This is a genomic window from Stenotrophomonas sp. 78350_Sma, assembly GCF_056482105.1.
The window spans coordinates 383002-396407 of sequence record NZ_CM151182.1 but is presented as its reverse complement, the minus strand read 5'-3'; the positions used below and the strand labels follow the sequence as shown (position 1 = coordinate 396407).

Annotated in this window: 14 protein-coding genes; 8 read left to right on the top strand and 6 right to left on the bottom strand. The window is 67.0% G+C overall.

The window, feature by feature from the left end; genetic code table 11:
• The first annotated feature begins 48 nt into the window (after positions 1-48).
• Complete coding sequence (locus ACZK4H_RS01750) at positions 49-372, top strand: hypothetical protein (RefSeq protein ID WP_099551621.1); 324 nt, start codon at positions 49-51, stop codon at positions 370-372.
• A 44-nt stretch (positions 373-416) separates the two neighbouring features.
• On the opposite strand, the gene yiaA is transcribed toward ACZK4H_RS01750, so the two are convergent.
• On the bottom strand, positions 417-872 hold the full coding sequence (gene yiaA, locus ACZK4H_RS01745) for an inner membrane protein YiaA (RefSeq protein WP_099551622.1): 456 nt from the start codon (positions 870-872) through the stop codon (positions 417-419).
• A 168-nt stretch (positions 873-1040) separates the two neighbouring features.
• Between yiaA and ACZK4H_RS01740 the strand changes: the two genes are divergently transcribed.
• Positions 1041-2210, top strand: coding sequence for a PQQ-dependent sugar dehydrogenase (locus ACZK4H_RS01740; RefSeq protein ID WP_099551623.1), 1170 nt, complete (start codon positions 1041-1043; stop codon positions 2208-2210).
• A gap of 66 nt (positions 2211-2276) precedes the next feature.
• Here ACZK4H_RS01740 and ACZK4H_RS01735 read toward each other — a convergent pair whose 3' ends face one another.
• The 4 genes from ACZK4H_RS01735 to folB form a co-directional block, all read right to left on the bottom strand.
• Positions 2277-2822, bottom strand: a complete 546-nt coding sequence (locus tag ACZK4H_RS01735; protein ID WP_099551624.1) for a hypothetical protein — start codon at positions 2820-2822, stop codon at positions 2277-2279.
• A gap of 131 nt (positions 2823-2953) precedes the next feature.
• Complete coding sequence (locus ACZK4H_RS01730; RefSeq protein ID WP_099551625.1) at positions 2954-5128, bottom strand: glycoside hydrolase family 3 N-terminal domain-containing protein; 2175 nt, start codon at positions 5126-5128, stop codon at positions 2954-2956.
• A 128-nt stretch (positions 5129-5256) separates the two neighbouring features.
• Entirely contained in the window at positions 5257-6528 is a 1272-nt protein-coding gene (locus tag ACZK4H_RS01725; protein WP_099551626.1) for a mechanosensitive ion channel family protein, read from the bottom strand.
• Between the two features lie 91 nt (positions 6529-6619).
• Positions 6620-6973, bottom strand: coding sequence for a dihydroneopterin aldolase (gene folB / locus ACZK4H_RS01720; RefSeq protein WP_099551627.1), 354 nt, complete (start codon positions 6971-6973; stop codon positions 6620-6622).
• Between the two features lie 359 nt (positions 6974-7332).
• Between folB and ACZK4H_RS01715 the strand changes: the two genes are divergently transcribed.
• Complete coding sequence (locus tag ACZK4H_RS01715; protein WP_099551628.1) at positions 7333-7998, top strand: hypothetical protein; 666 nt, start codon at positions 7333-7335, stop codon at positions 7996-7998.
• Between the two features lie 33 nt (positions 7999-8031).
• Here the strand turns inward: ACZK4H_RS01715 and tsaD are convergent, their stop codons facing one another.
• Complete coding sequence (tsaD, locus tag ACZK4H_RS01710; protein WP_099551629.1) at positions 8032-9057, bottom strand: tRNA (adenosine(37)-N6)-threonylcarbamoyltransferase complex transferase subunit TsaD; 1026 nt, start codon at positions 9055-9057, stop codon at positions 8032-8034.
• A 166-nt stretch (positions 9058-9223) separates the two neighbouring features.
• On the opposite strand from tsaD, the gene rpsU reads away from it, so the two are divergent.
• From rpsU to ACZK4H_RS01685, 5 genes are all read left to right on the top strand, one after another.
• Positions 9224-9439 carry a 30S ribosomal protein S21 gene (gene rpsU, locus ACZK4H_RS01705; RefSeq protein WP_002808376.1) on the top strand — a complete coding sequence of 72 codons (216 nt, stop codon included), beginning with the start codon at positions 9224-9226 and terminating at the stop codon, positions 9437-9439.
• Positions 9440-9572: 133 nt separating this feature from the next.
• Entirely contained in the window at positions 9573-10016 is a 444-nt protein-coding gene (locus ACZK4H_RS01700; protein WP_049426948.1) for a GatB/YqeY domain-containing protein, read from the top strand.
• Positions 10017-10119: 103 nt separating this feature from the next.
• Entirely contained in the window at positions 10120-11064 is a 945-nt protein-coding gene (locus ACZK4H_RS01695) for a YihY/virulence factor BrkB family protein (RefSeq protein ID WP_099551630.1), read from the top strand.
• A gap of 60 nt (positions 11065-11124) precedes the next feature.
• Positions 11125-12864: a DNA primase gene (gene dnaG, locus ACZK4H_RS01690; protein WP_099551631.1), complete on the top strand. Its 1740-nt coding sequence runs from the start codon at positions 11125-11127 to the stop codon at positions 12862-12864.
• 29 nt (positions 12865-12893) lie between these two features.
• Positions 12894-13394: a protein tyrosine phosphatase family protein gene (locus ACZK4H_RS01685; RefSeq protein ID WP_099551632.1), complete on the top strand. Its 501-nt coding sequence runs from the start codon at positions 12894-12896 to the stop codon at positions 13392-13394.
• The last annotated feature ends 12 nt before the right edge of the window (positions 13395-13406 follow it).

Sequence of the window (13406 nt, the reverse complement as noted above, 5' to 3'; positions counted from 1 at the left end):
TAACCGCCACGCAGGCACGATCAGGCTTCGTCCTCAACGGAGCCTTCCATGACCGAGTACCAGATCCCCGGCCGCGTACCGGACGACAGCACGCCGCGCGACGCGGTCAGCAACTACTGGCGCGAACGCTACACGGCCGAGCCCTATTACGATGACCAGTTGTTCTTCGAGGACTACGAGCCGGCCTACCGCATCGGCCACGCCGCGCGTGCGCAGGACGTGATCCGCGCCTACGAACAGGTCGAAGCTGAACTGGAGTCGCGCTGGGCCAGCGAGCGTGGCCGCAGCCGGCTGGAATGGGCGCAGGCACGCAATGCGGCGCGCCGTGGCTGGGAAGATGCACAGCTGGCGGATCCGCAGCTGGCACGATAGCGCCAGGCTGTTGTAGAGCCGAGCGCGGGCTCGGCTCTACACACTCACTCCTGTTCCGGCAGCGGTGGCACGATCGCGCCGCGCTTGCTCTCGCCACCACCGGCGGCGATCAGGTCGCGGGTGTTCTTCTGCACCGCCACCGCACCGAACAGCGACAGCGCATACGCCATGCCGTAGAAACCCTTCTCGCTCGATGCCAGGGTGGCATTCCACAGGCCCACCAGCAGCAGCATCAGCGCCGACAGCAGCGCGAACCAGCACAGCGCGTAGTACAGCGCGCTCACCGGAATGCCCTCGACGCGGTCACGCACGCTCTTCTGCAGCGACACCGCCGCGAACAGGCCAAACAGCAGCAGGGTCAGGTAGTAGCCCTTCTCGTTGAGCGCCATCGTGGCGGCGTTGAACAGGCCGACAAGGTAGGCCGCGGCGCCCAGCAGCAGGGCCACCCACGAGGCGGCGATGAAGGCGGTGGACGGCTTGTGGGGCATGGCAGTGTTCATTGCAGATCCTTGGCAGGCAGACGGGCACGCTTTGCCCGGGCGTGCCCACCCTAGACGATCCCGCCGCCCTCGCACAGGGGTTGCAGGACCTTCGGGCCACGACGGTCACGGCTGCAGTGGTATACAAGGGACAGCCCGGCCATCCGCATCCCCGCCCTGGAGATACCCATGACCCGCATGCCCCTGCTGCTCGCCCTCGGCCTGGTGCCGATCCTTGCCACCTCCGCCTGCAATGCCGCCGACCCGGCCGCCAACGGCGCCCCGACCGCGGCACCCGCAGCCTCCACCGCTGCCGACCAGCGCCCGTTCACCGCGACCGAAGTCAGCCGCTTCGATCAGCCGTGGGCCATGACCTTCCTGCCCGATGGCAGCCTGCTGGTCACCGAGAAGCGCGGCACGCTGCAGCACCTGGACCTGGCCAGCGGCCAGAAGCACGAGATCACCGGCGTTCCCAAGGTCGCCTACGGTGGCCAGGGTGGTTTCGGCGACATCATCCTGCATCCCGATTTCGCCCGTAATCACGTTGTGTACCTCAGCTATGCCGAGGAAGGCACGCTGGACACCCGCGGTGCCGCCGTGGCCCGTGCCACGCTGGCGCTGGACGCCAACGGTGCCGGCCAGCTGAAGGACCTGAAGGTGATCTGGCGGCAGAGCCCGAAGGTCAGTGGTGAAGGCCACTACGGCCATCGCCTTGCCTTCGGCCCGGACGGCAAGCTGTGGATCAGTTCCAGCGAGCGGCAGAAGTTCGATCCGGCGCAGGACATGGGCAGCAATCTCGGCAAGATCATCCGTCTCAACGACGATGGCAGCCTGCCCGCAGACAATCCGTTTGCTTCGCAGGGCGGCGTGGCCGCGCAGGTGTGGTCGCTGGGCCACCGCAACATCCTCGGCATGGCCTTCGATGCCAACGGCAAGCTGTGGGCGCATGAAATGGGCCCGGCTGGCGGCGACGAACTGAACCTGATCGTGCGCGGTGCCAACTATGGCTATCCGATCGTCTCCAACGGCGACCACTACGACGGCCGCCCCATTCCCGACCACGACACGCGCCCGGAATTCGCCGCGCCCAAGGTGACCTGGACGCCGGTGATCTCGCCGGCCGGCTTCGTGATCTACAGCGGCAACCTGTTCCCGCAGTGGAAGGGCAGCGGCTTCATCGGTGGCCTGTCGTCGACCTCGCTGGTGCGCGTGGCCTTTGATGGCGACAGCCCGCGCGAAGCCGAACGCTTCAACATGGGCGAGCGTATCCGCGAAGTGGAACAGGGTCCGGACGGCGCACTGTGGCTGCTGGAAGACGGCAGCAAGGCGCGCCTGCTGAAGCTCACCCCAAAGGCCTGAAGTAATGCCGGCCGCTGGCCGGCATCGCCCCCTGCCCAACGGCCCCGCATGCGGGGCCGTTCTTGTTTACTGGATGGTGCCGACCTTCACCTCGGAACGCGCACAGGCTTTGTCCAGGCACTCGCCGGTCAACCAGACCTGTCCATCGCCGACCATCACGCCCTGCTGGTTGACGAAGACCTTGCCGAAGTCCTGCTCGGACACCGCCTTGACCACCGCCGGGGTGATGATCGTCTCGTAGTTGCGCTGGAACTCACCGGGGCCGGTGATCTTCTTTCCATCCGCGATGTTCAGCGGAAAGCGCACTTCCTCCACCACGGCAGCGCGATCACCACCGACCACGGCGGTCTTGAACGCGTTGAAGACCTTTTCGTACTGCGCGGCATCACCAAGCACGCTCTCGATGCGCGCACGCGCGTCTTCCGCAGGCGCATCCGCCGGTGCGGTTGCGGCAGGTTCGGCAGCCGGCGTCGCCGGTTCAGCCGCAGGCGTCGCTGCAGCGCTGGCCTCCATCGGCGGCGGCGCATCCACCGCAGGCGCGGCCGGCGGCGCCGCCGGCTGCGAACAGGCCGCCAACAGCAGGGCGGGAATCAACACGGCGATCGTACGCATGCGCGGGCATCCATCGGTCCAAGAATGCCGATGGTAGCGCCACACCAGTGAGGACAACAAAAAAGGGGACGGAGGGGATTAAGTCGTTTGTGCCACTAACGACTTAATCCCCTCCGTCCCCTTTTCTTCGATCAGGCCTTCAGCAGCTCGAACTGCACCGCTTCACCGGCGGCCGACGAGGCGCAGACCCACAGGTCGAACTGGCCAGGCTCCGCGCGCAGCACGCCGTCGCGGCCGGTGAAGGCCAGCTGCTCGCGGGTGAGGGTGAACACCACTTCGGTCGACTCACCCGGCTGCAGCGCCACCTTGCGGAAGTCCTTCAGTTCGCGCACCGGACGCACGCGGCTGGCCACGCGGTCGTGGATGTACAGCTGCACCACTTCCTCGCCGGCCACATCACCGCTGTTGGTCAGCGTGGTGGTGATGGTCAGGGTGTCCTCCCAGCCGAGCTGCGCCGCACTCAACTGCGGCACGCCGTAGGCGAAGCTGGTGTAGCCGATGCCGTGGCCGAACGGGTACAGCGGCTCGTTCGGAATCTCGCGCCAACGGGCCTTGAACTCCGACATGGTCGGCAGTTCCGGACGGCCGGTGCGCGGGTGGTTATAGAAGTACGGCTGCTGGCCGGACACCTGCGGGAAGCTGACCGGCAGGCGGCCGGACGGGCTGTAGTCGCCGAACAGTACGTCGGCCACGGCATGGCCGGTCTGCGTGCCCAGGTACCAGGTCACCGCCACGGCCTGTGCATTGCGCACCGCGCCCTGCAGTGCCAGCGCGCGGCCATTGCGCAGCAGCACCACCAGCGGCTTGCCGGTCATCGCCACGGCCTCGGCCAGCGCCTGCTGGGCCGGCGGCAGGGTGATTTCCACGCGCGACTGCGCTTCACCGCTGTAGCGCTGCGGCTCGCCCAGCGCCAGCACCACCACGTCGGCGCGCAGTGCGGCGGCCACGGCCGCTTCGGTGCCACCGGGGATCGCCACTTCCAGTTCGCAGCCCGGCACGATCTCCAGCAGCGCTTCGTCGCCGATGGCGGCACGCACGCCGGTTTCCAGGTCCACGTAGCGCTGCTTGTCGCCAAACAGCGTCCAGCAGCCTTCGATGTTCTCGCGGTCCTGCACGAACGGGCCGATCAGCGCGATCTTCTGCCCGGTCTTCTGCAGCGGCAGGACGTTGTCGCGGTTGTTCAGCAGCACGATCGAACGGCGTGCGGCATCGCGCGACAGCTCGTCATGCGCGGCGAGGTGCGAGGTGTCGGCTTCGCGCGCCGGATCCAGCGAACGGTACGGATCGTCGAACAGGCCGATGGTTTCCTTCAGCCACAGGATGCGGCGCACGCCTTCATCCAGCACCGCCATCGGCACGTCGCCGCTCTCGACCAGGCCCGGCAGGTGCTCGGCGTAGAAGCCGCTCTGCATGCTCAGGTCCAGGCCGGCGGTGAACGCCTTGGCAGTGGCATCGCGGTCATCGGCGGCATAGCCGTGCGCGACCAGTTCCATGTCGGCGGTGTAGTCGGAGATCACCACGCCCGGGAACTTCCATTCACCGCGCAGGATGTCGGTCAGCAGTTCGGCATTGGCACTGGCCGGCACGCCGTTGATGTCGTTGAACGAGGACATCACGGTGATCGCGCCGGCGTCGAAGGCGGCCTTGAACGGCGGCAGGTGCACGTCGCGCAGGGTCTGCGGCGAGATGTCCACCATGTTGTATTCCATGCCGGCCATCACCGCGCCATAGGCAGCGAAGTGCTTCGGCGTGGCCAGCAGCGAATCGGCGGCGCGCAGGTCGCTGCCCTGGAAGCCGCGCACGCGGGCGGCGGCGAACGCACAGCCCAGCACCACGTCCTCACCGGCACCTTCGGCGCCACGGCCCCAGCGCTGGTCGCGCGCGATGTCCACGGCCGGAGCATAGGTCCAGTGCAGGCCGGCAGCGGTGGCTTCGATGGCGGTGGCGCGCGCGGTGCGCTCGGCCAGCTCCGGCTCGAAGCTGGCGGCCTCGCCCAGCGGGATCGGGAACACGGTGCGCATGCCGTGGATGACGTCGGCAGCCAGGATCACCGGGATGCCCAGGCGGCTCTCCTCGGTGGCGACCTGCTGGATGCGGCGGCCCAGTTCGGCGCCCACACCATTGAACAGGGACCCGACCTTGCCCTCGCGCACCTGCTGCAGCACCTGGTCGGCATTGCGCACGTTGGCTTCCGGGTTCACGTCCGGGGCGAACGGGCGGACCATGTCCGCGAAGACACCCAGCTGGCCGACCTTTTCCTCGACGGTCATCTGGGCAATGAGGGATTCGATGCGATCGGAGGCCACCGGCAGTCCTTGATGAAAACGTTTACAAGCCCGGCATTCTAGCGATCCCGAGCCGTTTGGCGAGAGGTTTCTTCATTCAGTTTCAGCCACCAGCGGGGTCCGTATGGCCCCGCCGGGGGCACCGCAGCTTACTCCGAGCCAGCCAACTGGCGCTGCCCGGCCATCAACATGGCGTCGCTGGAGGCCTGGAACACCCGCAGGCCGAAGGCCGGCAGGATCGCCAGCAGGTGGTCGAAGATGTCCGACTGCACTGCCTCGTACTCGCCCCAGGCAGTGCTGCGGGTGAAGCAGTACAGCTCCAGCGGCAGGCCTTCGGTCGTCGGCTGCAGCTGACGTACCAGCAGGGTCATATCGGTATGGATGCCCGGGTGGCTGCGCAGGTAGCGCTCCACATAGGCCCGGAAGGTACCCAGGTTGGTCACCCGGCGGCTGTTGACCTCGGCCACGCCCTGCTCGCGCAGGCGCCCGTTCCACTGCCCCAGCTCCTGCTCCTTGGCCTGCAGGTAGTCGCGCAGCAGCGCAAATTCGCCGAGGAAAGCCAGATCACCCTCATCCAGGAAACCGACACTGTGCTGGTCCAGGTACAGCGCGCGCTTGATCCGGCGGCCGCCAGCCTCCTGCATGCCCCGCCAGTTCTTGAATGACTCGGTCACCAGCTTCTTGGTCGGGATGGTGGTGATGGTCTTGTCGAAGTTCTGCACGGTGATGGTGTGCAGGGCGATGTCGATCACATCACCGTCGGCGTTCTGGCTGGGCATCTCGATCCAGTCGCCGATGCGTACGCGGCCATCGCCACTGATCTGCACGCTGGCCACCAGCGACAGGATGGTGTCCTGGAAGATCAGCATCAGCACTGCCGTAGCAGCACCGAGGCCGGTCACCAGCGGGCCCAGCGCTACGCCCAGCAGGGTGGCGACGATCGACAGGCCGGCGGCCACGAACACCACGATCTTGACCACCTGCAGGTAGCCCTTGATCGGCTTGTTGCGCGCATCGGGCTTGCGCTCGTACAGGCTGTTGGCCGCGTCCAGCGCATGCGAGAACGCCATCGACACCGTCAACACGGCCCACACGATGCACAGCTTGATGATGACCTTGACCAGGCCTTCCGGCAGATCGGGGATGAGGGTGACGCCCGAGGCGATCACCTGGCTGGGCACCACGTTGGACAGGCGCGAAATCACCCGCATCACGTGGCTGCCGCGCCCGGACTCGGCGCCCGGCAGGCGCTGCAGCAGGCGCCGCAGGCCGCGCACCAGGATGCGCTTGGTCACCCAGTTGGCGAGGCCGGCTGCGATCAGCAGCGCCGAGATCATCAACGCCAGGTAGGCGCCAGGATAGGGTTCCAGTGTGTTCTGCAGCTTTTCCAGCCACTGTACCGCCACCACCGCGTCCACCATCAGTTGTCTCCTTCTTCCTTCATTGATGTTGAGGTTGCCGGCCAGCGGCCGGCACTACCGGGGTTGTCGGCCAACAGCCGGCACGACCGGGTCAGTCCCGCGTGCGTTCGATGATCACGCCCACCGCGCGCGCGCCGCGCACCGCGCCCGGCTTGCTCAGCTTCAGGCGCAGCCACTTCACGTCGAATTCGTCCAGCACGATCTGCGCGCAGCGCTCGGCCAGGGTTTCGACCAGGCCGAACTCCGATTCGCGCACGAACTGTTCCAGGCGCTTGCTCACCGCCTTGTAGTTCAGGGTGTGGGTGATGTCATCGGTAGCCGCAGGGCGACGGTTGTCGAAGCCCATCTCCAGGTCGAACACCAGGTCCTGGCGGATCCGTCGTTCCCAATCGTAGATGCCGATCAGGGCGTCGATCGTCAGCCCTTCGATGAAAACCTTGTCCATTGCGCTTACCAGCCCGAATACAGGCGGCCATGGTAACGGCACGGCGGTGAGCCTGCCCGGAACAGGCGGTGGGTAGCCGGCAGGGACGCGGCTCCAGAAAAGACAAAGGGCCCCGCTAGCAGGGCCCTTTGGTACTACCGTTTGTCCCCGGGGGGAGCTGGAATCCAGCCGCGAGTCCCGGTGGCGCAGGCACGCAGATTAGGCAAGGACCAGATCGCCGGTCAAGGCCAGTTCCGACAGAGCGGGTCAGGTGTTCGTCCGAGGCAAAACGCAGAAAATCAGCCGCGCGGACAACGACGTTCCCTGATGGTAGTCGCCGCCCACTCTCGCGAACATCGATCCCTCCTTCACCACCGCACATGATGATGGCTCCATACGATGTACTGCGGCGCGCGTTGTCAGCGGAGCGTCTGTCTACTTACGAGAGAATCGCATCGACCTGCAGCCCCGACGTCACAGCCGAATCCCTCTACCTCTGGAACATGCGGCTGTGCGGTGCACTGATGATGCCGGTCCATCTGTGCGAGGTGGTCATCCGCAACGCCGCGGCTATGGTTCTTGTTCGGCAGCACGGTCCACGTTGGCCCTGGAATGATGCCTTTAGACGCAGGCTGCCAACTTCGTCCAGTACTTCTCCACGCACGGCACTGGAACAACTTGCCAGTCGCGTAAGCGATACACCTGAAATCGTCGCCAACCTGCCTATGGTGTTCTGGCAGCAGCTATTCACATGTCGCTTCGATTCCACGCTGTGGATACCGGCACTCAGCGGAGTCCTGCGGCATGCGCCTTGCGCCCACCCCAGTGTCATCCGGAAAGCCATCCACGCGGATATTGGCCGCATCCGCCACCTGCGCAACCGCGTCGCGCACCACGAACCCATCCTGGAGCGCGACATCGGCGCCGACCTGGCGGCTATCGGGCGGCTGATCCATGCCCGCTGCCCATATACGCTGGGCTGGCTGCAGCGCCATGAGCGGGCGACGACGGTGTTGGCAGCATCGCCATTGGCAGGGCGTCTGTAATGCGTTCGCCGGGCATGGCCCGGCGCTACCGGTTCACACCGCCGGCAGGGTCGCCATGTCCCAACGCGGGGTCACGTCCACCTTCGGCGGGCTGTGCTGGCCGGCCTGCAGGCGCAGCGCGCCGGCGAAGGCGATCATCGCGCCGTTGTCGGTGCACAGTGCCGGCCGCGGGAAGCAGGCGCGGCCGCCGAGGCGCTCGGCCATCTGCTGCAGGCGGGCGCGCAGGCGCTTGTTGGCGCCAACGCCGCCAGCCACCACGATCACGTTGGTCCCGGCCGCTTCCAGCGCGCGCTCGCACTTGATCGACAGGGTCTCGACCACCGCATCTTCAAAGCCACGGGCGATATCGGCACGGGTCTGCTCGCTCTGGTCGCTGTCGCGCCAGGCCATCAGGACCTGGGTCTTCAGGCCGGAGAAGCTGAAATCCAGCCCCGGGCGGTCGGTCATCGGCCGCGCGAAGCGGTAGACACCCGGCGTGCCCTGCTCGGCCAGCCTGGCCAGCTGCGGCCCGCCCGGATAGGGCAGGCCCATCAGCTTGGCGGTCTTGTCGAAGGCCTCACCGGCAGCATCGTCCAGGGTCTCGCCCAGCAGGCGGTACTGGCCGATGGCGTCCACTGCCACCAGCTGGGTATGGCCACCGGACACCAGCAGCGCCACGAACGGCGCTTCCGGCGGGTCGTCTTCCATCAGCGGGGCCAGCAGGTGGCCTTCCATATGGTGTACGCCCACCGCCGGTACCTCCAGCGCCCAGGCCAGCGACCGGGCCACGCCGGCGCCCACCAGCAGTGCGCCGACCAGGCCGGGACCGGCCGTGTAGGCCACCCCATCGATGTCGCCTACACCCAGACCGGCTTCGGCCAGGGTCTGGCGCACCAGCGGCAGCAGCTTGCGGACGTGGTCGCGGCTGGCCAGCTCGGGCACCACACCGCCGTATTCGGCGTGCAGGGCGATCTGGCTGTAGACCGCATGGGCGCGCAGGGCCGCGCTGCCGGACAGGTCGGTGTCATACACCGCCACGCCGGTCTCATCACAGGAAGATTCGATGCCAAGGACTCGCATGCCTGCTATTATGACGCCCCTGCCGCCCCCTCGGGGGATGTGCAGATCTCACTGCTTTCGAACTTCCGACCCGTATTCAGGGTTGGCCGCTTGCAGTTTGTCTATTCGCCGCTATAATGTGCGGCTCGCCGGGCGTGACCCGGTTCTACTGTGTCCCGGAGATTCCATGCCCAGCGTCAAAGTCCGCGAGAACGAGCCCTTCGAGTTTGCTCTTCGCCGCTTCAAGCGCACTTGCGAAAAGGCCGGTGTGCTGGCCGAAACCCGCAAGCGCGAGTTCTACGAAAAGCCGACCCAGGAGCGCAAGCGCAAGGCCGCCGCTGCTGTGAAGCGTCAGCTGCGCCGCTCGTCGCGCGACGTCACCAAGCGTCAGCGCCTGTACTGATCGGACGCATCTTCATTGCGGCAGGCTTGCCTGTCGCGATGGAGCCGAAGCCGGCACGCGCGAGCGTCGCCGGCTTTTTGCGTTTCCGGGTTCGGGCATCCGCCCCGCCCCACCTACCACCACGAGGTTCCTCATGAGCATGAAGCAGCAGCTCACCGACGACATGAAGGCCGCCATGAAGGCGGGCGAGAAGCACAAGCTGGGCGTGATCCGCCTGATCAACGCCGCCATCAAGCAGCGCGAAGTGGACGAGCGCATCGAGCTGGACGACACCGCCGTGATCGCCGTGCTCGACAAGATGGTCAAGCAGCGCAAGGACTCGGTCAGCCAGTTCGAAGCTGCCAACCGTGAAGACCTGGCCGAGATCGAGCGCGCCGAGATCGTGGTCATCGAAGCCTACCTGCCGGCCAAGATGGGCGAAGCCGAGATCGTGGCCGCCATCCAGGCCGCCATCGCCGAGACCGGTGCTTCCGGCCCGGCCGACATGGGCAAGCTGATGGGCGCACTGAAGCCCAAGCTCGCCGGCCAGGCCGACATGGGCCTGGTGTCCAAGCTGGTCAAGCAGCTGCTGGCATAAGCCAATGCCGGGGTCGGATCCCTTTCGCATCGCGGAAGGGCTCCGACCCCATTGATGCACCCGCTTCACCGCACCTTCGACCCCCGGCTGTTACAACACCCTCATGGTCGAGCAACCGCACTCCCCCGCCGACACGCGTCCCCACGGCATCCCCGCACGGCTTCGCCACTACGCTGACCGCCTGCAGGACAGCTTTCCGATGGCCGTCGCCAAGCGCTTCGTCGAAATCGACGTGCTGACCCAGGCCGCCTCGGTCTCCTTCTACGCCCTGCTGTCGATGGCACCGCTGCTGGTGCTGCTGCTGTGGCTGACCGCCTCGCTGTACCCGCCTGCACAACAGACGCTGATCAGCCAGATCGGTTCGGTGGCCGGCAGCAGCGTAGCCAGCGTCGCCGACACCGTGCTGCACAACGCCAACAGTCAGCCCAGCGTCGGTTCGCTGGCCGGACTGTGGAGCACGTTGCTGCTGTTCGTTGGTGCCACCGCCGTGTTCGCCCAGCTGCAGAACGCGCTGAACCGCATCTTCCACACCAGCGGGCAGCGCCTGGAGGGCGTAAAGGCGTGGCTGCGCAAGCGCGTGTTCTCGTTCGGCGTGGTGCTGGCACTGGGCTTCCTGCTGATCCTCTCGATGACCGCCACCACTGCACTGCAGGTGGTGTTCGCGCAGCTGCCCTCGGTGCTGCCGGCGATCGGCTACCTGACCTCGCTGCTGCTCTACACGCTGGCCTTCGCCTTCCTCTACCACTACCTGCCCGACCGCCGCGTGGCCTGGCGCCAGGCCTTCATCGGCGGTGCCATCACCTCGGTGCTGTTCACCCTGGGCCGCTACGGTATCGGCGTCTATATCGCCACCGTGGCCCCGGGCAGCGCCTACGGCTCGATGGGTGCGCTGGTGATCGCGCTGGTCTGGATCTACTACGCCACCGCCGTGTTCTTCGTCGGTGCGCTGATGACCGCAGTGATCGACGAGCGCCTGCATGCGCGGGCGCAGCTGGCCAGGGCCGGGGTCGATGCGGAACAGGCCAGCCCCGACGTCGCCAGCGAGTAAACTAGGGGAACCTGCCGCCCCTGCTGCGCGCCCTGGCGGCCGCGCCCCGTTCTGTTGCCCATGGCCCGTATCCCCGACGCCTTCATCGACGACCTGCTCGCCCGCACCGACATTGTCGAGGTGGTGGGCAGCCGCGTGCCGTTGAAGCGCCAGGGCAAGGAGTACGCAGCGCGCTGCCCGTTCCATGACGAACGCTCGGCCTCGTTCACGGTCTCGCCCACCAAGCAGTTCTATCACTGCTTCGGTTGTGGCGCGCACGGCACCGCGATCAGCTTCCTGATGAACTACGACCGCCTCGAATTCCTCGACGCGGTGGATGAACTGGCCAAGCGCGCCGGCATGGAAGTGCCGCGCAACGAGAACCCGCGCAGCCCGCAGCAGCAGGACGACAGCCGCGAGCTGTATTCGGCGCTGGAGGCGGCCACCAAGTTCTTCCAGAACAACCTGGAAGGCAGCGACAAGGCACGCAGCTACCTGGATGGCCGCGGCGTGGACGAAGAGAACCGCGCACGCTTCCAGATCGGCTACGCGCCGGATGGCTACAGCGGCCTGCGCGATGCGCTGGGCAAGGACGAGCGGCGCATGAAGCTGCTCGACCGCGCCGGGCTGTTCTCCAAGAACGACCGCGGCCACGTCTACGACAAGTTCCGCGACCGGGTGATGTTCCCGATCTTCGACCGCCGTGGCCGGGTGATCGCCTTCGGCGGCCGCGTGTTCGAGAAGGACGACGGCCCCAAGTACCTCAACTCGCCCGAGACCGCGCTGTTCCACAAGGGCCGCGAACTGTACGGCCTGTGGCAGGTGCGCCAGGCCAACCAGAAGATCGAGCGGCTGATCGTGGTCGAGGGCTACATGGACGTGGTCTCGCTGTTCCAGTTCGGGGTCACCCAGGCGGTGGCGACGCTGGGCACGGCCACCACGCCGGACCACGCCGAACTGCTGTTCCGCAACGCGCCGGACGTGTTCTTCTGCTTCGATGGCGACGCCGCCGGCCGCCGCGCCGGCTGGAAGGCGCTGGAGTCGGTGCTGCCGCGCATGAAGGATGGCCGCCAGGCCTTCTTCCTGTTCCTGCCCGATGGCGAGGACCCGGACACCATCGTGCGCAAGGAAGGCGCCGAGGCGTTCAACGAGCGCCTGAAGCAGGCCACGCCACTGTCGCAGTTCTTCTTTGACGAACTCACCCGCGAGATCAACCTGGGCACGCTGGACGGCAAGGCGCGCCTGGCCGAGCGCGCCAAGCCGATGCTGGCGCAGATTCCCGACGGTGCCTTCGGCGACCTGATGAAGCAGCAGCTGGCGCAGCTGACCGGCCTCGGCGGCAATGCCGCGTCCGCGCGCGCATCAATGCCGCAGCGCCAGCCCGCGCGCACGATCCAGCCAGTGGCCAAGCGCAGCCTGGTGCGCGGCGCGATCGCCGTGCTGCTGCAGCAGCCCTCACTGGCGCTGACCCTGGGCGGCCAGCACCACTTCCAGGGCCTGCGCCTGCCCGGCGTGGAACTGCTGCTGGAGCTGTTGGGGCTGGTCGAACAGCGCCCGGACATCAGCACTGGCGCCCTGCTGGAACACTTCGACGGCCGCGAGGAACAGGCCTCGCTGCATACACTGGCGGCACAGACGCTGCCCGGCACCGAAGCCAGCTGGACCCAGGAACTGCACGACGCGGTGGCCCAACTGGAGAAACAGCTGCTGGTGCAACGTCTGGAGGAGTTGTTGGCAAAGCAGCGCCAGCAGGGTCTGGACGATACTGACAAATACGAACTGCGCGAGCTGCTGAAGGCCCGCGCCGGGCTGCGCCTGTAGAGGGGCAGAACGCTTTCACGGAGAGGACCATGCTGCTGCGCCTGACCTGCCTGCTGTTGTTGTCGCTCTGCCTGCCGCTGACGGCCCTGGCCGAAGAAGCGTCCCTCAACGAAGTCCGCCCTGGCCTGTATGCCGGTGGCCAACCCAGCGCCGCACAGCTGCAGGCCTTGGCCGCGCAGGGCGTACGCACCGTGATCGACCTGCGCCAGCCCGGCGAGGACCGCGGTTTCGATGAAACCCGCGTGGCCGAATCGCTGGGCCTGCGCTATGTGCGCATTCCGGTGGCCGGTGCCGAGGGGCTGGATGCGGCCAATGTGCACGCCGTGCATCAGGCCCTGCAGCAGAGCCAGGGGCCGGTGCTGCTGCACTGCGCGTCCGGCAACCGCGCCGGTGCCGTGCTCGGTCTGGTCAATGCACGCTACGAACATGCCAGCCCGGAACAGGCCCTTCAGCTCGGCCAGCGTGCTGGCCTGAAGTCGCTGGAAGCCGCCACCCGCCAGCGCCTGGCCACGCCATCCACTTCGCCCTGACTCCACCGCACC

Coding starts and splice junctions, on each gene's coding strand:
- yiaA (WP_099551622.1), bottom strand. CDS start 872: ATGAACACTGCCATGCCCCACAAGCCGTCCACCGCCTTCATCGCCGCC.
- ACZK4H_RS01685 (WP_099551632.1), top strand. CDS start 12,894: ATGCTGCTGCGCCTGACCTGCCTGCTGTTGTTGTCGCTCTGCCTGCCG.
- ACZK4H_RS01740 (WP_099551623.1), top strand. CDS start 1,041: ATGACCCGCATGCCCCTGCTGCTCGCCCTCGGCCTGGTGCCGATCCTT.
- tsaD (WP_099551629.1), bottom strand. CDS start 9,057: ATGCGAGTCCTTGGCATCGAATCTTCCTGTGATGAGACCGGCGTGGCG.
- ACZK4H_RS01750 (WP_099551621.1), top strand. CDS start 49: ATGACCGAGTACCAGATCCCCGGCCGCGTACCGGACGACAGCACGCCG.
- ACZK4H_RS01725 (WP_099551626.1), bottom strand. CDS start 6,528: ATGGTGGACGCGGTGGTGGCGGTACAGTGGCTGGAAAAGCTGCAGAAC.
- ACZK4H_RS01735 (WP_099551624.1), bottom strand. CDS start 2,822: ATGCGTACGATCGCCGTGTTGATTCCCGCCCTGCTGTTGGCGGCCTGT.
- ACZK4H_RS01715 (WP_099551628.1), top strand. CDS start 7,333: ATGATGATGGCTCCATACGATGTACTGCGGCGCGCGTTGTCAGCGGAG.
- ACZK4H_RS01700 (WP_049426948.1), top strand. CDS start 9,573: ATGAGCATGAAGCAGCAGCTCACCGACGACATGAAGGCCGCCATGAAG.
- ACZK4H_RS01695 (WP_099551630.1), top strand. CDS start 10,120: ATGGTCGAGCAACCGCACTCCCCCGCCGACACGCGTCCCCACGGCATC.
- dnaG (WP_099551631.1), top strand. CDS start 11,125: ATGGCCCGTATCCCCGACGCCTTCATCGACGACCTGCTCGCCCGCACC.
- rpsU (WP_002808376.1), top strand. CDS start 9,224: ATGCCCAGCGTCAAAGTCCGCGAGAACGAGCCCTTCGAGTTTGCTCTT.
- folB (WP_099551627.1), bottom strand. CDS start 6,973: ATGGACAAGGTTTTCATCGAAGGGCTGACGATCGACGCCCTGATCGGC.